This is a genomic window from Pseudomonas sp. GL-RE-29, from assembly GCF_019947275.1.
GTDB lineage: Bacteria > Pseudomonadota > Gammaproteobacteria > Pseudomonadales > Pseudomonadaceae > Aquipseudomonas > Aquipseudomonas fluorescens_A.
In genome coordinates this window covers 30388-53831 of record NZ_JAGYGD010000003.1, presented here as the reverse complement: position 1 = coordinate 53831, position 23444 = coordinate 30388, and the positions used below count along the sequence as shown (strand labels likewise).

Sequence of the window (23444 nt, the reverse complement as noted above, 5' to 3'; positions counted from 1 at the left end):
AATGATGACCGCCTGTGAACCTATGCAAATCCTAGGAACGACAGGATTACCACGACAACTACAACCAGTCCGACGATGTAAATGATGTTGTTCATATAGCACCTCTCAACCTGAATAGGATTGCGGGACGAGGGTGTTACAAACCCTGAAACCTGCAACGTTGCTCGTCATTGCGTTCGACAACGGACATGTCTCAATGTCCCAAAGAACGCCCGCTATGTGCGCCAGCGAACAGACGAGCAACCCGCCAAGTCCTCACACTCAAAGCTGAAAAGCGACGTACACCCAGCGCTGCCGGGTGCTGGCGCCGAGGGTTGGCGCACGGCTCAAAATGCTCGCAATCGTATTCATGCATTTCAGGCTCAGGACTTTATGAACAGCATATGGACACGCATCCAAGAGGTGTTTTCCCGCTCGTCCGGCTTTTGGCGAACCGGTTCGTTTTCCCCTCCCCGGTTCGAATACGAACCGATATTGCGCTCGGAGCTTTTCAGCGCCGATCAGATGGCCAGCCACGGTATCGCGCTGGCCGGACAGCATCGGCTGACCGCCCTGTCCGCTCGGGACTCGATGCTGCGCAGGCTGGATGATAACGAGGCGCTGCTCAAACGCAGCTGCACGGCGCTGTCCAACGCGCAGATGTCCAGCCGACGGGTGACGCCGGCAGCGGAATGGCTGCTGGACAATTACTTTCTGGTCGAAGACCACATTCGTACCGCCAGAACGCACCTGCCCAAGGGCTACAGCCGTGAACTGCCGCGCCTGATCAACGGCCCGTCTGCCGGGTTACCGCGGGTCTATGACATCGCACTGGAGACCATTTCCCATGGCGACGGCCGGGTCGATGAGCAAAGCCTGAGCCGCTTCATTTTTGCCTATCAGACCGTGATGCCGCTGGCGCTCGGGGAGCTGTGGGCGATCCCGATCATGTTGCGTCTGGCGCTGATCGAAAACCTGCGGCGCGTGGCTTCGCGGGTCATGGCCAACGCCGATGATCGCAACCTGGCCGACGACTGGGCCGAACGCCTGATCGAAACCTCGGAACGCGATATCAAAAGCGTGGTGTTGACCGTGGCCGACATGGCCCGCTCCGCCCCGCCGATGACCCCGGCCTTCGTCGCCGAATTGACCCGTCGCCTGCAAGGCCAAAGCGCCGCCCTGGCCCTGCCGCTGACCTGGATCGAGCAAATGCTCAGCGAGACGGGATCAAGCATCGAACGCCAGGTGCAGCTCGATGCGCAACAACAGGCCGCGGATCAGGTGTCGATTGGCAACAGCATCGGCAGCTTGCGCCTGTTGTCCGCCACTGACTGGCGCGAGTTCGTCGAGTCGATGAGTCATGTCGAACAGATTCTCAGTGAAGACCCGGCGGCGATTTACCGGGCGATGGATTTCAGTACCCGTGACAGCTACCGACATGTCATCGAACGCCTGGCCCGCAGCTGCCCCCAACACTCGGAAATCCAGGTCGCGCGCGTCGCGGTCAATCTCGCCACGGCCGCTACCGCCGCCGATTCCGTCTCCTGCGAATTACTGGCTCGTCACGTCGGCTATTACCTGATCAGCGCAGGCCTGCCGACTTTGGAGCAACGACTCAACGCCCGGGTGCCGTTTCATGTGCGCTGGAAACGCTTGTTGCAGCAATCGCCGTTGATGTTTTACCTGGCGCCGGTGGCTTTTCTGACGTTCTTCTTCGCCTGGCCTTTATTGGCCTCGGCGCAGCGCGACGGAATGCCAGATATGGCGCTTCTGTTGCTGGCGATTCCCTGCCTGATCATGACCAGCCGACTGGCGATCAGCCTGATCAACTGGCTTGTAACGTTCAGTATGGTGCCGACGGTTTTGCCGAAAATGGATTACGCCAACGGAATTCCCGATGTGGCGCGAAGTCTGGTGGTGATCCCGACGCTGATCGCCAGCCCGGTCGATGTGGACGAACTGGTGGAAGGCCTGGAAGTGCGCTTTCTCGCCAACCGCGACAGCAACCTGTATTTCGCCTTGCTCAGCGATTTTCTCGACGCGGCTGAAGAGTCACAACCGCAAGACGCCGAGCTGGTCGCCCAGGCCTCCCGTGCAGTCACCCTGCTCAATCAGAAATACGCGGACGGCCTCGGTGACCGCTTTTTTCTGCTGCATCGGCCACGTCGCTGGAACGCCAGCGAACGCGTGTGGATGGGCCACGAGCGCAAACGCGGCAAGTTGATTGAACTCAACTCGCTATTGCGCGGCAACGGACTGGAGCGTTTCGACACCATCGTCGGCGACATCACGCCGCTACGCGGGGTGCGTTACGTGATCACCCTGGATACCGACACCCTGCTGCCGCGCGATGTCGCGCGCCAATGCGTGGAGGCGATGATGCACCCGCTGAATCGTCCGTTGTTCGACAGCGCGGGCGAGCAGATCATTTCCGGCTACGCGGTGCTGCAACCGCGGGTGGGCATCAGCCTGACCAGCGCCACACGCTCGATTTACGCGCGGTTATTCGGCAGCGATGCCGGGGTCGATCCCTACACCCGGGCCGTGTCGGATGTTTACCAGGACCTGTTCCAGCAAGGCTCGTTCATCGGCAAAGGCATCTACGACGTGGACGCGTTCACCTGCGCCCTGGAAGGGTGCTTGCCGGACAACCAGATTCTCAGCCACGACCTGATCGAAGGCTGTTATGCACGCTCCGGCCTGCTCAGCGATGTGCAAGTCTACGAGCAATACCCCTCGCGCTATGGTGCCGATGTCAAACGCCGGCATCGCTGGGTGCGCGGTGACTGGCAACTGCTGCCGTGGCTCCTGCCCTGGGCGCGCAACGCCGAAGGCAACCGGGTGCGCAATCGGCTGAGTGTGATGGCGCGCTGGAAGATTCTCGACAATCTGCGGCGCAGCCTGGAGCCGCTGGCGTTGTTGCTGATGTTGGCCTGGGGTTGGTTTGCCAGCAGTCAGCCCATGAACTGGACCCTCACGGTCATCGGGTTGCTGGTGATTCAACCGTTGCTGCGCGCAGTGACCGATCTGATGCAGCCCCCTGCCGACGTACCTTACGGTCAATATGTCAGGGCGCTGGCGGGTGATCTGGGACAGGACCTGGCGCGGGTTTGTCTCACCCTCGCCTGGTTGCCTTACGAGATGTACTACAGCGCCGATGCGATCCTGCGCTCGCTCTGGCGAATCGGCTTCAGCCGGCGCCTGCTGTTGCAATGGCAGCCCTCGCGGGAGGTGGAGCGCACCACCGAAAACCGGCTCACCGGCCTCTACCGTCAGATGTGGATTCAGCCGGTGACGGCTCTGATTTCACTGGCCCTGCTGGCGGACAATCCGCAACCGCTGGCCATCGCCACTCCGCTGCTCCTGGCGTGGCTGGCGGGTCCCTGGATCGCCTGGCGACTCAGCTCGCCACATAAGCAGTCGACGTTCGCACCGTCGACAGAGCAGTTGCGTTTCCTGCGGTTACTGGCGCGCAAGACCTGGGCGTTCTTCGATCACTACGTCGGGCCTGAAGATCACTGGCTGCCACCGGACAACGTGCAGGAAGAACCCAAGCCCGCGATTGCCCATCGCACCTCGCCGACCAACATGGGCATGTCCCTGGTCGCCCACCTCGCCGCTCACGATTTCGGCTACTTGAGCACCGAACGGCTGCTAACCCGACTTTCGGCGTCGCTGGACAGCATGGATGGACTGGAGCGTTATCGGCAGCACTTCTACAACTGGTACGACACGCAGACCCTCGAACCGCTGCGTCCGCATTACGTCTCCACCGTCGACAGCGGCAACCTGGCGGGCCTGCTGCTGACTTTGAGCGCCGGCCTGAGGCAACTTGCAGACGCGCCAATGTTCGGCCCAGCCGTGATCAAGGGTCTGCGTGACACCCTGGACATCCTTGCAGATTCCCAGCGCGCGGCGGGCGTGGATGAACAGGCCTTGAGTCGACTGAAAAAAGGCCTTGAACAAGCCGCGTCAGCGGCGACCACCGAAGCGCTCGCAAACCTTTTGCAATCGGCTCGAACGATGATCACCGATGCACCGGTGGACATCGACGAGGAATGCCGCTACTGGCGGGAAATGTTTCTGCGTCAATGCATCGACTGGACCGAAGAACTGCAACGCTTTCAACTCCCCGCCCCCCCGGTTGGCATTCATTCGCCTGGCACCTTGCGTCAGCTGGCAGCCCTGAATCCCGTCGATTGGGCAACCGAGCATCATCCACAAATCGAGCAGGTCCGCCGTATCGCCGGCCAGCGCCTGGAGACCCTGGAGCGTCTGGCGTTGTTGGCGACGTCGCTGGCACAAATGGACTTCTCGCTGCTTTACGACAATCAGCGTGACCTGTTCGTCATCGGCTACAACGCCGAAGAACTGCGGCTCGACAGTGGTTACTACGACCTGCTGGCGTCCGAGGTGCGGCTGACCAATTACGTGGTCATCGCGCAAGGTCAGATCCCGCAAAGGGCCTGGTTCACCTTGGGCAGGCTGCTGAGTGAAAACGCCGGGGTACCGACGTTATTGTCCTGGTCGGGCTCGATGTTCGAATACCTGATGCCCATGCTGGTGATGCCCAACTATGACGGCAGCCTGCTGGATCAGACCTGCCGCGCCGCCGTGGCGGTGCAAATCGAACACGGCAACATGCTGGGCATTCCCTGGGGTGTTTCGGAGTCGGGCTATTACACCGTCGACGCGCACCTCAACTATCAATATCGCGCTTTCGGCGTCCAGGGCCTGGGGCTCAAGCGCGGGCTGAGCGATGACGTGGTGATTGCGCCCTATGCCAGTGCCCTGGCATTGATGGTCGATGCCGATGCGGCCTGCAAAAACCTGCAACGCCTTGCCCAGCAAGGTTCCTCCGGGCGATTCGGTCTATATGAAGCGGTGGATTACACCGATGCCCGCCTACCGCGCGGCCAGTCTTACGCCATCGTCCGCTCGTTCATGGCGCACCACCAAGGCATGAGTCTGCTGGCCTTGACCAGCCGACTGCTCGATCAACCCATGCAACGGCGGTTCGAAGCTGACCCGGCGCTGCAATCGGCGCTGCTGTTGTTGCAGGAACGGGTGCCCAAATCTGCCGCGCCGTACCTGCAAGCCGCACAGTCGCCCGTGCACGGCGATGTGGGACAGTCCCAAGAGCCCGGACTTCGGGTGTTCGCCGATCCGGGAAGCAAACGCCCTGCGGTGCAGTTGCTTTCCAACGGTCGCTACCACGTCATGCTCACCAGCGGCGGCGGTGGTTACAGCCGCCGCCACGACATGGCCGTCACCCGCTGGCAGGAAGACATTTCACAGGACAACTGGGGGATGTTCTGTTACCTGCGTGATGTCCAGAGCAATACGGTCTGGTCGGCTGCACACCAACCGACGTTGCAAAAACCCGAGAGCCACGAGGCAATCTTCAGTGACTCCCGTGCGGAATTTCGCGCACGCAATCTGGATTTCGACACGCACCTGGAGATTGTCGTCTCACCCGAAGACGACATCGAACTGCGGCGACTGCATGTCACCAATCGCGCTTCATCGGCCAAGACACTGGAGATCACCACCTACGTCGAAGTGGTGCTGACGTCCCCGGCTAGTGACGCGATGCACCCGGCATTCAGCAAGCTGTTCGTGCAGACCGAATTGCTGCCCGATCTTCAAGCCATTGTGTGCAGCCGCCGGCCCCGGGCCAGCGATGAACCGACGCCGTGGATGTGCCATCTGCTGGCGGCACACGGGGTGGACATCGATGCGATCTCGTACGAAACCGATCGTGCCCGCTTCATCGGGCGGGGTCGCAACCTTGTGTCGCCTGCAGCCCTTGATGCCGATTGCCAGCGCTTGTCCGGCAGTGCCGGCCCGGTACTCGATCCGGTGATCGCGATTCGTTGCCGGATTACCCTGCAACCCGGCCAGCAAGGCACCATTGACCTGGTCACCGGCGTCGCCGACAGCCGTGATGACTGCCTCTATCTGATCAACAAATACCGCGACCGGCATCTCGCGGACCGGGTGTTCGACCTGTCCTGGACCCATAGCCAGGTATTGCTGCGGCAGCTCAACGCCTCGCTGGCCGACGCTCGTCTGTTCGAACAAATGGCCTCGTCCGTGCTGTATGCGAACGCCTCGATGCGCGCCGACAACGCGGTGTTGATTGCCAACCGACGCAATCAGCCGGGGCTTTGGGGCCAGGCGATTTCCGGCGACCTGCCCATCGTGGTGCTGCAAATCCACAGCCTGGACAACATCGTCCTGGTGCAACAGATGATTCAGGCCCACGCCTACTGGCGACAAAAAGGTCTGGTGGTCGATCTGTTGATCTGGAACGAAGACGAGGCGGGTTATCGCCAACAATTGCAGGATGCGATCATGGGCCTGATCACCTCCGGCAGTGAAGCGACGCTGCTGGATCGTCCGGGCGGAATTTTCGTTCGGCCGGTGCAACAGATGTCGAGCGAAGATCGTGGTTTGGTCCTCGCGGTAGCCAGGCTGGTACTGAGCGAAGGTTTGGGCACGCTTGCCGAACAGATTCATCGGCGCCGGGTCTCGCCGGAGCACGCGCCATTCGTGGCGACCCGGCATTATCAGGCCGGATCGGCATTGGCACGGCCCACTCCCGGTGCACTGCTGCTGAGCAACGCCTACGGCGGCTTCAGCGCCGATGGCAGCGAGTACATCATCAGCGGGCTGGCGAGCAACCCGCCACCGGCGCCCTGGGTCAACGTGATCGCCAATGCCCACCTCGGCACAGTGGTCTCGGAGGCCGGCAGCGCCTATACCTGGGCGGAAAACGCCCATGAATTTCGCCTGACACCGTGGCACAACGACCCGGTCACCGATCGCAGCGGCGAGGCCATTTACCTGCGTGATGAAGAGACCGGGCACTTCTGGTCGGCGGCCCCTCAACCCTGCCCCGGAAAAGGCCCGTACCAGACGCGCCACGGTTTCGGCTACAGCGTGTTCGAGCATGAAGAGGACGGCATCTACAGCGAGCTGTGGATCTATGTGGCGCTGGATGCGCCGATCAAATTCTCGCGACTGCTGGTAAGCAACCGCTCGGGACGCAGTCGGTCACTGTCAGTCACCGGGTATGTGGAATGGGTCCTGGGCGATCTGCGCAGCAAGTCGGCGATGCACGTGACCACCCAGTCGGACCCGGTCAGCGGCGCCCTCTTCGCCCGCAATGCCTACTCGGTGGAGTTTTCCGAGCGGGTGGCGTTCTTTGACACCGACACCATCGATCACGGTGTCAGCGCTGACCGCACCGAATTTGTGGGTCGCAGTGGCACCCTGGCCGCCCCGGCAGCCATGCAGCACGCCGGGTTGTCTGGGCGCATGGGCGGCGGCCTGGACCCGTGTGCCGCCTTGCAAGTGTCGGTCGATCTCGCCGATGGCGACAGCAAGGAAGTGATCCTGCGACTCGGGGCGGAAACCTCAACCAACGCCGCCACCCGCTTGGTGCAACGCTATCGGGGCAGTCTCGCAGCGGCGGCGGAGTTAGAGAAAGTACGGGATCACTGGCGCTCGGTGCTCGGCGCCATTCGTATCGAAAGCGGCGCACCGGCGGTGGATGTCATGGTCAACGGTTGGTTGATGTATCAGGTCATCGCCTGCCGTTTCCAGGCCCGCAGCGGCTACTACCAGTCCGGTGGCGCCATTGGTTTTCGTGATCAATTGCAGGACAGCATGGCGATGATCCATGCCGATCCGGCGGCCGTGCGTGCGCATCTGTTGCTGTGCGCCGGCCATCAGTATGCCGAAGGCGACGTGCAACACTGGTGGCACCCACCGATGAATCGAGGAGTTCGCACCGCGTGCTCCGATGACTTTTTGTGGCTGGTGGCTGCGACCAATCGCTATATCGAAATGACTGCTGACGTGGGTGTGCTGGATGAGCCCGTCGGCTACCTGGAGGGACGTTTGCTGGCGGCTGGCGAAGAGTCCTACTACGATCTTCCGCTCACGTCGAACCTGCGCGAATCCCTGTATCAACACTGCGTGCGTGCCATCGAACACGGCCTGCGACGCGGTCAGCACGGATTGCCACTGATGGGCTCCGGTGACTGGAACGACGGCATGAACCGCGTCGGCCATATGGGTGTCGGCGAAAGTGTCTGGCTGGGCTTCTTCAGCTATCAGGTGCTGGAACAATTTGCAGTGACCGCACGCTTGCACGGTGATCACGACGTTGCCAAGCGCTGCAGCGACAGCGCGGCGACGCTGCAACGCAACCTTGAACAAAGCGCCTGGGACGGCGCCTGGTATCGCCGGGCCTGGTTCGATGACGGGCAACTGCTCGGTTCGGCGAGCAACGAAGAGTGTCGCATCGACTCCATTGCGCAGAGCTGGTCGGTGTTGTCAGGGGCCGGTTCCGCGGTGCGCCAGAATCAGGCCATGCGATCGTTGAATGAACATCTGATCAAACGTGACATCCGCGCCGTGCTGCTGCTTGATCCACCGTTCGACAAGGGCGCCCTGGACCCGGGTTACATCAAGGGCTACGTGCCTGGCGTGCGCGAGAACGGCGGTCAGTACACCCACGCAGCCGTGTGGGCGGGCATGGCGTTTGCGCAATTGGGTGATGCCGGCAAAGCCTGGGAAGTGCTGAACCTGATCAATCCCGCCGCCCCGGCCAACAACGTTCAAATCGACACCTATAAGGTCGAACCCTATGTCATGGCCGCCGATGTCTATGGCGCGGCGCCCCATGCTGGGCGCGGTGGCTGGACCTGGTACACCGGGTCTGCAGGGTGGATGTACCGGCTGATCGTCGAGTCTCTTTTGGGCGTACAACGCATAGGCCACACGCTCAGCATCGAACCGCTGATACCCGTTGACTGGCCGGGCTTCAAATTGCACTACCGCTTCGGACGGACCCTGTACCACTTTGATGTGTATCAGGGCAGTTCGAACGCTACCTCGATGATCCTTGACGGGCAGCCATTGAGCGGCATTGGGCTGACACTGGTGGATGACGGCGTAGAGCGTTGGATTCGCGTGGATTGTCGCGCCCGCTCTGCCAGTGTTCAGGCGCTGGAGTACGAGCGCGTCGTCGACAAATAGATATCGATCACCAGCCCTGGCGTGCAGGGGAGTACCCTGAGTCGGCAAGTCCCCCTTCCGCCTCGGTGCTCTGCCATGTATGCCACACCTGTGCCAAACCACAATCATCTGCTTGCGGCGCTACCGGCCAACGACCTTCAGCGCCTTGTTCCGCACCTGGAGCTGGTCAGCCTGGGGCTGGGCGATGTGCTGTACGAGCCGGGAGATACCTTGCGCCACGTTTACTTCCCGACGGACGCCATCGTTTCCCTGCTGCATGTCACGGAGAACGGCTCGTCCGCAGAAATCGCCGTGGTGGGCAACGAGGGTTTGATCGGCATCGCGTTGTTCATGGGCGGCGAAAGCACGTCCAGTCGGGCCGTGGTGCAGAGTGCCGGCAGTGCCTTTCGCCTGCCGGGGCAAAAACTCAAGAAAGAGTTCAACCGCCATGGCGATTTGCTCTTGCTGATGCTGCGTTACACCCAGGCGCTGATCACACAGATGTCACAGACCGCCCTGTGCAACCGCCATCATTCGATCGACCAACAATTGTGTCGATGGCTGCTGTTGTCCCTGGATCGCCTGCACGGCAATCACCTGACCATGACCCAGGAACTGATCGCCAACATGCTCGGCGTACGCCGCGAAGGCGTCACCGAAGCCGCCGGCAAACTGCAACGCCAAGGCGTCATCGAGTACAGCCGTGGTCAGATCACGGTTCTGGACAGGGCGCGTCTGGAACGGCTCAGCTGCGAGTGCTACCTGGTGGTCAAGACCGAAACCGACCGGCTGCTGCATTACACCCGTCGACAGGACGAGTAGGCACGCGTCACCGACGCCAAAACTCGAAACCACCCCGTCTCTCCGTAGGAGCAAGCTTGCTCGCGATAGCGGTGTATCAGTCGACATCCCCGCCGAATGTAAGTCCGCGATCGCGAGCAAGCTTGCTCCTACAGGGACCTTCGATAGTTTCAGCCCTGTTGTACCGCCTGCAGGGTAGTCACGCGTCACCGGCGCACCTGCCGATCACAAGACTCGAAACCACCCCGCTCCTCTGTAGGAGCAAGCTTGCTCGCGATGACGGTGTGTCCGTCCACATCAATGCTGAATGTCAGTCCGCGATCGCGAGCAAGCTTGCTCCTCCTACAGGGACCTTCGATAGTTTCAGCCCTGTTATACCGCCTGCAGGGTAGTCACGCGTCACCAGCGCACCTGCCGATCACAAGACTCGAAACCACCCCGCTCCTCTGTAGGAGCAAGCTTGCTCGCGATGACGGTGTATCAGTCAACATCCCCGCCGAATGTAAGTCCGCGATCGCGAGCAAGTTTGCTCCTACAGGAGCCTTCGATAGTTTCAGCCCTGTTGTACAGCCTGCAGGGTAGTCACGCGTCACCGGCGCACCTGCCGATCACAAGACTCGAAACCACCCCGCTCCTCTGTAGGAGCAAGCTTGCTCGCGATGACGGTGTATCAGTCGACATCCCCGCCGAATGTAAGTCCCCGATCGCGAGCAAGCTTGCTCCTACAGGGACCTTCGATAGTTTCAGCCCTGGTGTACCGCCTGCAGGGTAGTCACGCGTCACCGGCGCACCTGCCGATCACAAGACTCGAAACCACCCCGCTCCTCTGTAGGAGCAAGCTTGCTCGCGATGACGGTGTGTCCGTCCACATCAATGCTGAATGTCAGTCCGCGATCGCGAGCAAGCTTGCTCCTACAACGGATCTTCATTGGTAGCGAGAACCACGCGCGCAGCTTCAGCGAGTGGCTGCTGAGTGACCTGGAAGCCGAATGAACTGCATGAACGCCTCGCCCGGCAGCGGGATCGAGAAGAAGTTGCCCTGCCCGACCTCGTAGCCCTGGGCCTTGAGAATGTCTCGCTGGCTCGCGCACTCGATACCTTCAGCCACTACTTGCAAGGAAAGCCCCTTGCCAATTCCGATGACGGATTCGCTCAAGGCCCGGCAGGACGTGTCGTATTCCAGGTCGTCGACGAAACTCTTGTCGAGCTTCAGTTCGCTGATCGGCAGATGCCGCAAATAGCCCAGGCTGGAATAGCCCGTGCCGAAATCATCGATGGCCAGACGCACCCCCAACGCATGCAAGTCGCGGATGGTTTGTTCGGTGCCCGGACTTTTGCTCAGCAGCAGGCCCTCGGTCACTTCCACGCACAGGTCGCTGGGTTGCAGGCCATATCGCCGCAGTTGGTCGTCAATCAGTTCTGCCAGGTTGAGGTTATGGAAATTGATCGGCGACAGGTTGATCGACAGGGACGGGATCACCAGCCCTTGTTGACGCCACTGCGCGAGCTGCTCGCAGGCTTCTTGCAGCACCCACTGACTCAACTCATTGATCAACCCGCACTCCTCGGCAAGCGGGACGAATTGCGAGGGCGAAATATCGCCCAGGGTCGGGTGTCTCCAGCGCGCCAGTGCCTCGACACCGACCAGACGCCCGCTGTTAAGGTCGATTTGCGGCTGATAGAACAATTGCAGGGTATCGCTGGCCAGCGCGTTGCGCAGCGCCGTTTCCATCACCAATCGGTCCTGGGCGATTCTGTTCATCTCTTCGACAAAGAAACTGAAACTGCCGCGCTCGGTGCGCTTGGCCTGATACATCGCAATGTCGGCGCGATGCAGCAGGCTCTCCATGTCTTGGCCATCGGCCGGGAACAGGCTGATGCCCACGCTGGCCGAGACGACCACGGAGGTGCCGGCAATCGTCGACGGGCGATTCAACAGCGCCATCAGCCGTTCAAGAAAGGTCGTGACCTGGGTCGAATCCATGCGTGTCAGCACCAGCACGAACTCATCGCCGGACAGCCGACCGACAAGGTCAGACTCGCGCAGCATGCTGCGTAGCCTCTGCGCCATGACGCGCAGTAATTCGTCTCCCGAGGCATGCCCCAACGCATCGTTGATTTGCTTGAACCGGTCCAGATCGATGAACAGCACCGCAAGCTCGGCCTGTTCGCGGGCCATTTCCAGAAGGCTGCGCTGCGCCTGGGCAAGCAGGAAACTGCGATTGGGCAATCCCGTCAGCCCATCGTAAAAGGCCATCTTTCGAATGGATTGGCGTGCTTCCTCGCGCTCCAGCGCCAACATGCACAGGTGCGTGCCCGCCGTCACCAAATGAGCGTGCAAAGGGTCGGGCCCACGGGCTTCCCTGAAATAAAGGGCAAACGTTGCGGCGATTCGCCCGCAACCATTGCGCACCGGCAACGACCAGCAGGCCTGCAAACCGGATTTCTGCGCCAGGTGTTTGTAATCGGCCCAGAGCGGGTCGTGATTGATATCCGTCACCAGCACCGGTTCGCCCCGGTACGCAGCGGTGCCGCAAGAGCCCGCCACCGGGCCGATGGACAATCCTTCGATAGCCCTCGAGTAATCCGTAGGCAGGCCAGGACTGGCCAAGGGATGCAGAATCCCTGCCGAATCCACGCTGAGGATCGAGACAATGACTTCGGGAGCAATGCGCTCGATCTCATGACAGAGCAAGGTCAGCACACTCTCCAGGGATTCTTCCTTGAGCAAGGCGCCGATGACTTTTTCCTGGAGCACCTCATGCAGCTTGGACTGGGTGATGTCGGTGAGCACGATGACGATGTTTTCGACCTGCCCTTGCGCGTCGAACACGGGGGTGGAGGACACATGCACCCACAGCCGCTGGCCATTGCGTTTACTGATCAGGGCACTGAACTCATGGGGTTCACCACACAGAATGGCGGCCAGTCCAGGTTCTACGCAGATCTCTGCCCCGGCGTCAGACACAAAGAACATCATCGGTGACTGACCTAACACCTCTTCACGGGTGTAACCCAGCAGATTCACGAGCCCCTCATTCACATAGATCAGATGTGCATGGGTGTCGACGATGCACGTCGCCGAACTGGTGGCATTGACCGACATCGACAGCAAACGATGCTCGATGTCTTGCAAACGCATTTGCGTGACATCCTTGAGGAACACCGCGTACAGCGTCCGCTCTTGCAAGGCGATTTTCGAAACGGACATGACGCCCCAACGATCCTGACCATCGTTGCGCACGATCCGGACGTCCCGACTGATGCCGGCAATCTTGTTGCCTGCACTGCGGTTTACACTGACAAAACCATCATGGCGCAGGCTAAGGGCCTGCGGCACCAGGGAGTTGATATCACTGCCGAGCATTTCATTGCGCGAACAGCCCCAGAATCTCTCGGCCGCCGCATTGAAAAACACCACGAGGTCCTGATCATCCACAACCACCACGGCATCTATCGCCTGCTCCAGTGTCTGTACAAAAAAATCCTGAGCCTCTTCGCCACTCGTCAGTTCGACTCTCGTGTTCATGGTTGTTGCCACTTTTATCCATGCAACCACCGCTTTTCATCCATAAAAGCTCGTGGTACGCCAGAAGACCCCTCATTACCGGAAGGGACCTGTCATCGAAGCAACGTTTGATTCAGGCGTTTTGACGCTAAACGGCGGGTTTAACCTGCTGAACGACAGGATCAAGGAGAAAACCCGGCATGCATCTCAGGATAGACGCGAAGTGACAATCTGACGAAGTCATGGCTCAGGGCAATCTGATACCACGCGTGTAGCACTCGGTAACACGACCGCCCTGTAAAGAGGCATTTATTAAACGATTTGCCGTCGCCCTTCCCGTACCGCAAGGCCAGAGGAGCCATGGCGTACTTTGTGCATCTAAACGCCATCCAATCCGCTTTGAAGCTCTCATGCGCCCCAAGGAACTGAAACTCTGGACCACCGGTGTCGCCCATCTGCTTGATCTGCCCGCAGGGCATTCGCGGTTATCCGGGCTGAGTCACTGGTTGCGGCAAGTATGCCCGGTCGATCATTTCGTCCTGTTTGTCTACGAAGGCAACCATCGACCGTTGGCGCTGTTCGACACCTTCTCGGCGGACAAGCGCGCGGTGTATGTCGACGACTATCAATGCGGGCCTTATCTGCTCGACCCTTTCTACCTCGCCTGCACCCGCGGGCAGGCGCCGGGGCTATGGCGTTTGCGCCAATTTGCGCCCGACCACTTCTATCTTGGCGAGTACTACCTGACCTACTACCAGCAAACCGGCCTCGCCGAAGAAGTGGCGTTTTTCGTCGACCTCGGCGGCGGCGCTACCGCAGTGCTGTCGCTGATGCGCTCCTCCACCAGTTGCGCGTTCAGCCGTGACGAAATGCAACTGGTCGAGTGCGCGCAAGCGGTGGTCGAGCAAGTCATCAATGAAGCCTGGCGACTGCGTCAAGCCCAGCAACCTCGCCCGGCACAAGACCTGGACTTCAAGATCCGCGAAGCCTTCGAACACTTCGGGGCGCATATCCTGACCGGGCGCGAGCAGGAAATCGTCCAGCTGCTTTTACGCGGCCACTCCAGCGCCTCGGTCGCCGAACAACTGAACATCAGCCCCGGCACGGTGAAGATCCACCGCAAGAACATCTACGCCAAGCTGGGCATTGGCAGTCAGTCGGAATTGTTGGGGTTGTTTATTCGTGAGCTCACTGAGAATGAGCTGCAGGTTTCTAGCTTAAACACCGCAATCGTCTAACTCACACCTGTAGGAGCTGCCGCAGGCTGCGATCTTTTGCTTTTGCTTTCAAAAATCAAAAGATCGCAGCCTCGTTTCACTCGACAGCTCCTACAGTGGGTCGCGCAGTTATCCAGGCGGGGCGTGTTACCGTTGGCGTCCAACGCGTATCCCCCGTAGGAGCTGCCGCAGGCTGCGATCTTTTGATCTTGTGTATCTGCCCCCTCCTATCCCCCAAGGGATATATACGCCGCAAAACCCTCATTGCTAGTTTGGCCCCCGACGCGCTGTTTCATCACTGCAAGGGAGCCGACCGTGAACGACAACCAGCCAAGCGATATCGAATTCTGCAATGTGGTCAAACGCTATGGCGAAGTGCAGGCCGTCAACGGCTTGAATTTCGCGGTGCGGCGTGGTTCGTTCCATTCCTTTCTCGGCGGTTCCGGCTGCGGCAAAACCACCACCCTGCGGATGATCGCCGGCTTCGAACAGCCCACCAGCGGTGAAGTGCGTCTGGCCGGCAAGAACGTCGCGGGAGTGCCCGCCTTCGAGCGGCCGGTGAACATGGTGTTCCAGCACTACGCGCTGTTCCCGCACCTGACGGTGGCGCAGAACATTGCCTATGGCTTGCGCTATCGCACGCCGCGCCCCGACAAAAAACAACAGATGCGCATGGCCGATGAAGCCCTGGAAATGGTGCGTCTGAGCGGCTTTGGTCAGCGCAAACCCAGCGAACTCTCCGGCGGCCAACAACAACGCGTGGCCCTGGCCCGTGCGCTGGTGAACAAGCCCACCGTGTTGCTACTCGATGAACCGCTGGCCGCGCTGGATCGCAAGCTGCGCAAGGAGATGCAATCGGAGCTGCTGCGCTTGCAGCGCGAAGTCGGCATCACCTTTGTACTGGTGACCCACGATCAGGAAGAAGCGCTGTCGATGAGCGACAGCATCAGCGTGATGCACAACGGCTCAATCATCCAGACCGCCACCCCGGAACAACTCTATGAAGCGCCGGCCAGCCGCTACGTGGCTGACTTTATCGGCGAGTCCAATCTGTTCAACGGCAAGGTCCGCCACCTGCACGGCAACTCAGTGGTGCTGCGTACTGAACAGGGCCTTGAATTGACCAGCCCGCTGACCCCTACCGGCAAAGCCCTGAGTGCGGATGCCGACGGTTGCATCGCGGTGCGTCCGGAGCTGATCAGCATCGCGGGTGCCAGCGCCGACATCGCCCGTGAAGTGACGCTGCCCGGTTGCGTGGAAGACCGCATTTACCTGGGCAACTCCACCGAATACCGCGTGCGCACCCAGGCCTTCGGCGTGGTCTGCGTGCGCGTGCCGCGCCAGCAGGATCACGGCGACAACGCATTCGAACACGGCGCGGCAGTGCGCGTCGGCTGGGATCACGCCAATGGCTTGGCCATGGCTTTGTAAATCATCGATTCGTTTCATCAACCGAATGGGGAGCGTGCTATGGACCAGAAAACTTTTATCAAGACCCTGCGCAGCTGGCAGAACGGCTCGATCAGTCGCCGCGACTTCCTCGGTCGCACGGGCCTCGGGATCGCCGCTGCGGTGGTCGCGACCAACATGCCTGGCCTGCTGACCTCGACCGCCGAGGCCGCCGACCAGACCAAACTGGGCGATCGCCTGTCCCTGGCCACCTGGCCGAACTACCACAGCCAGGAAAACCTCGACGCGTTTGCCAAAACCACCGGCGCGCGGGTGTCCATGAGCGTGTTCGGCTCGAACGAAGAAATGCTCGCCAAGTTGCAGGCCGGGGGCAGTGGCTGGGACGTGCTGGTGCCAACCAACTACACCATCAGCACCTACGTCGGCCTGGGACTGATCGAGCCACTGGACCTGTCGCGCATTCCCAATTTTGACGCCTCAGCGTTCCAGCAGAAATTCATGGCCCAAGGCACGGTCGACGGCAAGGTCTACGCGGTGCCGAAAAACTGGGGCACTACCGGCATGCTCTACGACACCGGCAAACTGAAAAACGGCCCGACCAGCTGGAAAGAATTCTGGGCCGCCGCCCAAGGTCCAGCCAGTGGCCGCACCATGGTTCACGACTATCAACTGACCGCCATCGGCAACGCCCTGAAAAGCTTCGGCTACAGCTTCAACTCCCTGGACCCGAAAGAATTGGCCGACGCGGAAAAACTGCTGATCGAGGTCAAGCCGCACCTGTTTGCGATCAACTCCGACATCCAGCCGTCGATGCGCAGCGGCGATGCCTGGCTGGCCATGTCCTGGACCGGTGATGCCTCGCAGTTGCACCGCGACAACGCGCAGATGCAGTTCGAGTTGGGCAAAGAAGGTGGCGAACTGTGGAGCGACTTCTTCGCCATCCCGAAAAACTCGGAGCACAAGGACGCGGCCTACGCCTTCATCAATTACCTGCTCGATCCACAGCACAACAAACTCGAAGTGTTGAGCCACGGCTACCCGAGCGGCGACAAGCGGGTCGACGCCCTGCTGCCGACCGCGATGCTCAGCGATCCGATCATGTACCCGGCCGCCGAAGCCCTCAGCCCACTGGAGTTCGGTGCGGCAGCGACGCTCACCAGCCCGGCACGCGCCGAACTGATGGCCCGCTTCAAATCCGCCTGATCACCTGCCATGGCTAACGAGGAGTCCCCCATGAATGCCGCCGCCCACCCGCAAACGGTGCAGCCGGGCAGTGCCCTGTCGGTCGAGGTGCGCCAACGACGCAGCCTCGGTCGGCGGATCACCCTGCTGATGCTCTTGCCTTCGACCCTGTGGTTCCTGCTGCTGTTGTTAATGCCGCTGGTGATCATCCTGGTCTTCAGCTTCGGCGAACGCAGCGCCGTGGGCGGTTATGCCGGGGGCTTCACGCTGGCCAATTACCTCAACCTCGGTTCGCGGGCGGCAGCGTTCGGCAACACGCTGGTGTTGGCGCCACTGGGCACGTTGGTGTGCCTGGTGGCGGCTTATCCGCTGGCGTACTTCTTGGCGGTCAAAGTCAGCAAGAACCGTTCGCTACTGCTGACCTTGGTGATCGTGCCGTTCTGGACCAGTTTCCTGATCCGCACCTACGCGTGGATTTTCATCCTCAGCGGCAAGGGTATTCCGGCCTTGCTGGCCAGCCTTGGCCTGGAAGATGTGCGCTTGATCAACACGCCCTGGGCGGTGCTGATCGGCATCGTTTACGGCTACTTGCCGCTGATGGTCTTCCCGATTTACGTCAGCCTGGAAAAACTCGACAAGCGCCTGCTCGAAGCCTCGGCAGACCTGGGCGCCAGCGCCTTCGAAAGCTTCCGGCGCATCACCCTGCCGCTCTCCGCGCCGGGGATCATCACCGGCGTGATGCTGGTGTTCATCCTGCTGATGGGCGAGTTTTTGATCCCGGCCATTCTCGGTGGCGGCAAGGTGTTCTTTGTCGGCAACGCGCTGGTCGACCTGTTCCTGCAATCGCGTAACTGGCCGTTCGGCAGTGCGCTGGCAATGACCCTGGTGGCGATGATGTTGCTGATCATCGGCCTGTATTTGAAGCTGGTGGCGCGCTATGGCGGCCGCCCTGCCGACGGAGGCCTGTGACATGTGGCTGCGCAGCTATTCGACTTCGCTGTACCTGTTTCTCTACGCGCCGATTGCCCTGATCGTGCTGTTCAGCTTCAACGCCGGACGCAGTGGCCTGGCCTTCGAATGCTGTTCGGTGCAATGGTTCGGCCGCGCCTTCGGCAACCCGTTCATCATGGAAGCGCTCGGCCACAGTGCGTTCATCGCCTTCTGTTCAGCAGTGCTGGCGACGCTGTTCGGCACTCTCGCGGTGTTCGGTTTGCAGCGCGCCGGGCGCAAGGTGCGCCTGCTGTTCGATGCCCTGACCTATTGCGCAATCATCGTTCCGGGCATCGTCATCGGCATCTCGACGCTGATTGCCTTCATCAGCCTGTTCGACCTGATCAACCCGCTGCTGGCGAGCTGGATGCCCAGCGTGCCGCGACTGAACATGGGTTTCTTTACCGTGATCGCTGCGCATTCACTGTTCACCATGGCGCTGGTCATGGTGATCGTGCGCAGTCGCGTCGATTCGCTGGACAAAGCCTTGCTGGAAGCCTCGGCTGACCTCTACGCGCCGCCGATGCAGACTTTCTGGCGGGTAACCCTGCCGCAAATCAGTCCGGCGATCATGGCCGGATTCCTGCTGGCGTTCACCTTCAGCTTCGACGACTTCATCATCGCCTTCTTCGTCGCCGGGTCCGAAACGACCTTGCCGATCTACATCTTTTCCTCCATCCGCCGCGGTGTGACGCCGGAGATCAACGCGATCTCGACAGTGATCATCTGCGTGTCGCTGGCACTGTTGTTCACTTCCCGCTCTCTGCAAAACCGCCAGACCGGCGTCCAGGAGTCGCACCATGCGTGATCAGCTATACATCAATGGCGAGTGGGTCAGCCCGGATCTGGGCGGTTATCTGGACGTCATCGACCCGGCCACCGAGCAAGTTTTTCAGCGCGTCGCCGCTGGCACTGAAGAAGACGTCGATCATGCGGTGCGCGCCGCACGACGAGCATTCGACAACGGCTGGAGCAGCACCAGCGGCGCCGAGCGCGCGCAATGGCTGGAAGCGCTGGCCGATGAACTGGAAAGTGGCCAGCAGGCATTGGCGGAACTGGAAGTGCGCGACAACGGCAAACCCTTGCCCGAAGCGCAGTGGGACATTGGCGATGCGATTGGCTGCTTTCGCTACTACGCAGGTTTGGCCCGTGAGCTGGATCAGCAACAAGACCAGGCATTGGCGTTGCCGGACGAGCGTTTTCGTTGCCGCATCCGCCACGAACCGATTGGCGTGGCCGGGCAAATCATCCCGTGGAATTACCCGCTGCTGATGGCCGCGTGGAAAGTCGCACCGGCATTGGCGGCCGGGGCCACGGTGGTGTTGAAACCCTCCGAGCTGACGCCATTGACGGCCCTGGAACTGGCCGCTGCGGCTGACCGCATCGGCCTGCCGGCCGGGGTCTTGAACGTGATCACCGGTCTGGGTGCCGACGCCGGCAGCCCGCTGACCGAGCACCCCGGCGTGGACAAACTGGCCTTCACCGGCAGCGTGCCCACCGGGGCGAAAATCATGTCGGCGGCGGCCCGCGACATCAAGAACATCAGCCTCGAACTGGGCGGAAAATCCGCGTTCATTGTGTTCGACGACGCCGATATCGACGCCGCCGTGGAGTGGATTCTGTTCGGGATTTTCTGGAACCAGGGCCAGGTGTGCAGCGCCACCTCGCGTCTGCTGGTGCAGGAAAGCATCGCCCCGCGATTGATCGAAAGACTGGTGGAAGAAACCCGCAAGATCAGCATCGGCCCCGGCATGCAGCCCGGTATTTTGCTGGGGCCTTTGGTCAGCCAAGGCCAGTACGACAAGGTGCTCGGTTTCATCGATCAGGGCCTTGCCAGCGGCGCGCGCCTGCTCACCGGAGGTCGGCGACCGGCGCACTTGCCACAGGGATACTTCGTCGAACCGGCGATCTTCGACGAACCCGGCCACAGCAGCATCCTCTGGCGCGAAGAAGTGTTCGGCCCGGTGTTGTGCATCAAGCGTTTCAAGACCGAAGAACAAGCCGTGCAAATGGCCAACGCCAGCCGCTTCGGGCTCGCCGCCGCGGTGATGAGCGCCGACTTGCAACGCACCGCACGCGTCGCCAACCAGTTGCGCGCCGGGATTGTCTGGGTCAACTGCTCACAACCCACCTTCGTCGAAGCCCCGTGGGGCGGCATGAAACACAGCGGGATCGGCCGTGAACTGGGGCAATGGGGGTTGCATAACTACCTGGAGGTCAAGCAGGTCACCGAGTACGTCAGTGATCAGCCGTGGGGCTGGTACCTGAAGTAGGAATCGGCTTGCTAGCGATGGCGGCGTATCAATCGACATTGCTGTCATCAGACAAACCGCTATCGCCAGCAAGCCGGCTCCTACAGGTCTTCGCCGCCAGTCCGATCAGCAACTGGCGGCGGTGGTGATCGCATGTTGTTCTGCGCGGGCGTTCTGCTCTTCGATGCTATCCAACCCGTAAAAAAGCAACGTCTTACAGGACAACAGGAATTGTCCGTAGTCGATAGCATTGCTGTGTTTATGGCTCGCCCTCTATAGTCCGATTCACGCATACATGGCTCGAGTTTTGACCTCCCATTGGGCCGCTCTTGGGGCCATATTGCGATGAAACCTCAATGGGGCAGCCGCGCAAGCCCCTGTTCACGGCGGCCGCCGTTTGCCCGTCTTCGATTAATCACATAAGCTGGTCAGCATGAACACACATCCCTCGGAGGCTCCGATGGCCACCACAAAAAAAACCGACAAACCCAACAAAAAGGTTGTTGAGCACGAGCTGACATTCCTTGATGTCAGGCAAGCCGCGCGTGATGGGCAGAAAGTGTTCGATACCTTTGTGATCACTGGCAAGCTGCCTGTTACAAAGTAGGCCTGGATGCCGGCAGTTAAAATCTCTGCGCTTTTTCAGAAAATAAAAAATTGGCGAAACTTTGCAGCACACTTTTATAACTACAAAGTGTGCGGTGAATTGCCTACAATTTTCGGCCGGGACGAAAAGCTCGATTTATGCGACATATTTCATGTCCACCTCGCAAGCTCGCAAGCTCGCAAGAGACCCAAATCCGTTGGTCCAGGATCAGCCAGCAGTATTACCGCATCGCAAAAATGAACGACCCGGAGAGTGACGTCTGGCTGATTTACGCCTATGACTATTTTAGAGATGAATATCTACTGCTTACGGTCATCGGACCGGATGCGCATAATCGAAGCGAATGGTCATCGTTTTTACGCACAATGCACAGCGACATTGTCAGCCACTGGATAGTGGGCAAACTGAGTTATCCCGATCTAGACGACTTTTAGTTGAGATGTAACTCACAGGATTTATCCAATGCGCATCGCCTTGCTCTCAGACATCCACTTGTCCGTCAACGCGATACCCTTTCCCGATGTTGACGCCGATGTTGTCGTGCTCGCGGGGGACATTTCCCGGCCGGCCAGGGCCATTGAGTGGGCCAGGTCATGCCCTGCTCCGATTGTGTACGTGGCGGGCAATCATGAGTTTTATGGCAGTGACTTGATCTCGACTTACGATGAGTTGAACAGGTTGTCGCAAGGCACGCAGATCCACGTGCTGGAGCGGTCGGAGTATGTGTACGACGGCGTGCGGTTTTTGGGTTGCACCCTGTGGTCTGACTATCGTCTTTTCGAGGCGCAGGAGGATCGAGCACAGGGAATTGATCTGGCGACGCAGCTCATTCGCGACTTTACCCACATAAAAATCTCGCCGGATTTTCCAGACCTGTTCACTCCGGCCGTTTCCCAACTGATTTTTCTACAGACAGTCGCCTGGCTGGAAGACTGCTTCACCCGTGACAGCCACACGCCCACGGTGGTGGTGTCGCATTTCGCACCGACGCGCTCGAGCATCAGCCCAATGTTCGAACGCTCACCGATCAACTCGAGTTTTGTTTCCGACCTCGAAGAACGAATCAGACACTGGCAGCCGGCACTTTGGCTGCATGGTCATACCCACGGCAGCTTCGACTATCGCGTGGGCGATACCCGGGTCATTTGTAATGCCCGGGGCTATGCGAAAAATGGCGTGAATGAAAATCCCCGGTTTGACGGCGCCTTGGTGATTGATTTGTAAGGTCACGGCTCCAACGCCCCGGACGAAGCGACGCAGATCGGCTAACGAATTTCGTATACCCTATCGCCATCTCACTCGAAACGACCGCCGCCGTGAACCTACCCAAATTCAACGCTCCCGATCTTGGCAACACGCCTTCGACTTCGGAAATCATTACTCGTCATCTGCGGGACGCGATCGTCGCCGGGCATTTTGCCGAGGATGAGCCGATCCGTCAGGACGATATTGCCCGCCAGTTCAACGTCAGCAAGATTCCGGTGCGCGAAGCCCTCAAGCGGCTCGAGGCCGAAGGGCTGGTGATGTTTCAGCGCAATCGTGGGGCGATGGTCACGCGGATTTCCGATGCGGAATTGGCGCAGATGTTTGAAGTGCGCATGTTGCTGGAAGACAAGGTGTTGCGCCTGGCGATTCCCAACATGACCGAAGAAACCTTCGCCCGCGCCGAGCGGATCTGCCAGGAATTCATCGGCGAGGACGATGTGGGTCGCTGGGCCGAGCTCAACTGGGAACTGCATTCCTGCCTCTACGAACCGGCGCAACGGCCGTTTCTGGTGAGCCTGATTCGTTCGGTCAACGACAAGCTAGAGCGCTATTTGCGCATGCAGATGAGCCTGTCGGCCGGCAAGGAACGCGCCGATCACGAGCACCGCGAAATCCTCGCGGCCTGTCGTGCCGGCGACGTGGACCTGGCGGTGAAGCTGTTGGACGAGCACATTGCCGGGGTTTGCGAAACCCTGTTCAAACACCTGCCCCACGCCCACTGACCGCTTCCTGTAGGAGCTGTCGAGTGCAACGAGGCTGCGATCTTTTGATCTTGTTTTTTGAAATCAAAAGATCGCAGCCTGCGGCAGCTCCTACAGGTTTCAAGCAATACTCAAATATTGCGGTCAGCACAAATCCCTGTGGGAGCTGGCTCGCCAGCGATGGCGGTGTGTCAGGCGATATTGAAGGTGGTTGTACCGGCCTCATCGCTGGCCAGCCAGCTCCCACAGGTTTCAAGCAATACTCAAATATTGCGGCCAGCACAAATCCCTGTGGGAACTGGCTCGCCAGCGATCGCGGTGTGTCAGGCGATATTGAAGATGGCTGTACCGGCCTCATCGCTGGCAAGCCAGCTCCTACAGGTTTTGTGGGGTACCCAAGTATTGCGGCCACTTCAAACCCCTGTGCTGATTTCGTCATCGGCACCGGTTAAATCCATCAAGCCGCCACCCGTCTGACGGGCCACTCTTTCATTCACTCAA

14 protein-coding genes are annotated in these 23444 nt (G+C 60.1%); 13 read left to right on the top strand and 1 reads right to left on the bottom strand.

Annotated features, from left to right (window positions below):
• Positions 1-372 precede the first annotated feature (372 nt).
• Positions 373-9030 carry a GH36-type glycosyl hydrolase domain-containing protein gene (locus tag KGB21_RS03690; protein WP_411741314.1) on the top strand — a complete coding sequence of 2886 codons (8658 nt, stop codon included), beginning with the start codon at positions 373-375 and terminating at the stop codon, positions 9028-9030.
• Positions 9031-9105: 75 nt separating this feature from the next.
• Positions 9106-9831 (top strand): Crp/Fnr family transcriptional regulator, encoded by a 726-nt coding sequence (locus KGB21_RS03685; protein ID WP_223503609.1) that lies wholly within the window; start codon positions 9106-9108, stop codon positions 9829-9831.
• Between the two features lie 934 nt (positions 9832-10765).
• Here the strand turns inward: KGB21_RS03685 and KGB21_RS03680 are convergent.
• On the bottom strand, positions 10766-13339 hold the full coding sequence (locus KGB21_RS03680; protein ID WP_223503607.1) for an EAL domain-containing protein: 2574 nt from the start codon (positions 13337-13339) through the stop codon (positions 10766-10768).
• A gap of 389 nt (positions 13340-13728) precedes the next feature.
• On the opposite strand from KGB21_RS03680, the gene KGB21_RS03675 reads away from it, so the two are divergent.
• The 11 genes from KGB21_RS03675 to KGB21_RS03630 all read left to right on the top strand — a co-directional run bounded on the left by KGB21_RS03675 (position 13729) and on the right by KGB21_RS03630 (position 23395).
• The gene (locus KGB21_RS03675) at positions 13729-14556 is read left to right on the top strand and encodes a response regulator transcription factor (protein WP_223503605.1); all 828 of its coding nucleotides are present in this window, start codon (positions 13729-13731) and stop codon (positions 14554-14556) included.
• A 294-nt stretch (positions 14557-14850) separates the two neighbouring features.
• A complete protein-coding gene (locus KGB21_RS03670) occupies positions 14851-15966 on the top strand; it encodes an ABC transporter ATP-binding protein (protein WP_223503603.1) in 1116 nt (371 codons plus the stop codon).
• Between the two features lie 39 nt (positions 15967-16005).
• Positions 16006-17148, top strand: a complete 1143-nt coding sequence (locus KGB21_RS03665; RefSeq protein ID WP_034150191.1) for a PotD/PotF family extracellular solute-binding protein — start codon at positions 16006-16008, stop codon at positions 17146-17148.
• A gap of 30 nt (positions 17149-17178) precedes the next feature.
• Positions 17179-18096, top strand: coding sequence for an ABC transporter permease (locus KGB21_RS03660; protein ID WP_034150192.1), 918 nt, complete (start codon positions 17179-17181; stop codon positions 18094-18096).
• A gap of 1 nt (position 18097) precedes the next feature.
• A complete protein-coding gene (locus KGB21_RS03655) occupies positions 18098-18925 on the top strand; it encodes an ABC transporter permease (RefSeq protein ID WP_034150364.1) in 828 nt (275 codons plus the stop codon).
• Positions 18918-20390 carry an aldehyde dehydrogenase family protein gene (locus KGB21_RS03650; protein ID WP_223503602.1) on the top strand — a complete coding sequence of 491 codons (1473 nt, stop codon included), beginning with the start codon at positions 18918-18920 and terminating at the stop codon, positions 20388-20390. The genes KGB21_RS03655 and KGB21_RS03650 overlap by 8 nt, the downstream gene beginning before the upstream one ends.
• A gap of 439 nt (positions 20391-20829) precedes the next feature.
• Positions 20830-20976, top strand: a complete 147-nt coding sequence (locus tag KGB21_RS03645; RefSeq protein ID WP_172668697.1) for a hypothetical protein — start codon at positions 20830-20832, stop codon at positions 20974-20976.
• 137 nt (positions 20977-21113) lie between these two features.
• On the top strand, positions 21114-21410 hold the full coding sequence (locus KGB21_RS29540; RefSeq protein ID WP_411741313.1) for a hypothetical protein: 297 nt from the start codon (positions 21114-21116) through the stop codon (positions 21408-21410).
• A 28-nt stretch (positions 21411-21438) separates the two neighbouring features.
• On the top strand, positions 21439-22200 hold the full coding sequence (locus KGB21_RS03640) for a metallophosphoesterase (protein ID WP_223503600.1): 762 nt from the start codon (positions 21439-21441) through the stop codon (positions 22198-22200).
• A 92-nt stretch (positions 22201-22292) separates the two neighbouring features.
• Positions 22293-22964 carry a GntR family transcriptional regulator gene (locus KGB21_RS03635; protein ID WP_034150196.1) on the top strand — a complete coding sequence of 224 codons (672 nt, stop codon included), beginning with the start codon at positions 22293-22295 and terminating at the stop codon, positions 22962-22964.
• A gap of 23 nt (positions 22965-22987) precedes the next feature.
• A complete protein-coding gene (locus KGB21_RS03630; protein ID WP_223503599.1) occupies positions 22988-23395 on the top strand; it encodes a hypothetical protein in 408 nt (135 codons plus the stop codon).
• The last annotated feature ends 49 nt before the right edge of the window (positions 23396-23444 follow it).

Excerpts from the sequence above, each read along its gene's own strand:
- KGB21_RS03665 (WP_034150191.1), top strand. The coding sequence starts at position 16,006 with ATGGACCAGAAAACTTTTATCAAGACCCTGCGCAGCTGGCAGAACGGC.
- KGB21_RS03660 (WP_034150192.1), top strand. The coding sequence starts at position 17,179 with ATGAATGCCGCCGCCCACCCGCAAACGGTGCAGCCGGGCAGTGCCCTG.
- KGB21_RS03655 (WP_034150364.1), top strand. The coding sequence starts at position 18,098 with ATGTGGCTGCGCAGCTATTCGACTTCGCTGTACCTGTTTCTCTACGCG.
- KGB21_RS03650 (WP_223503602.1), top strand. The coding sequence starts at position 18,918 with ATGCGTGATCAGCTATACATCAATGGCGAGTGGGTCAGCCCGGATCTG.
- KGB21_RS03685 (WP_223503609.1), top strand. The coding sequence starts at position 9,106 with ATGTATGCCACACCTGTGCCAAACCACAATCATCTGCTTGCGGCGCTA.
- KGB21_RS03675 (WP_223503605.1), top strand. The coding sequence starts at position 13,729 with ATGCGCCCCAAGGAACTGAAACTCTGGACCACCGGTGTCGCCCATCTG.
- KGB21_RS29540 (WP_411741313.1), top strand. The coding sequence starts at position 21,114 with ATGCGACATATTTCATGTCCACCTCGCAAGCTCGCAAGCTCGCAAGAG.
- KGB21_RS03645 (WP_172668697.1), top strand. The coding sequence starts at position 20,830 with ATGGCCACCACAAAAAAAACCGACAAACCCAACAAAAAGGTTGTTGAG.
- KGB21_RS03690 (WP_411741314.1), top strand. The coding sequence starts at position 373 with ATGAACAGCATATGGACACGCATCCAAGAGGTGTTTTCCCGCTCGTCC.
- KGB21_RS03680 (WP_223503607.1), bottom strand. The coding sequence starts at position 13,339 with ATGAACACGAGAGTCGAACTGACGAGTGGCGAAGAGGCTCAGGATTTT.
- KGB21_RS03640 (WP_223503600.1), top strand. The coding sequence starts at position 21,439 with ATGCGCATCGCCTTGCTCTCAGACATCCACTTGTCCGTCAACGCGATA.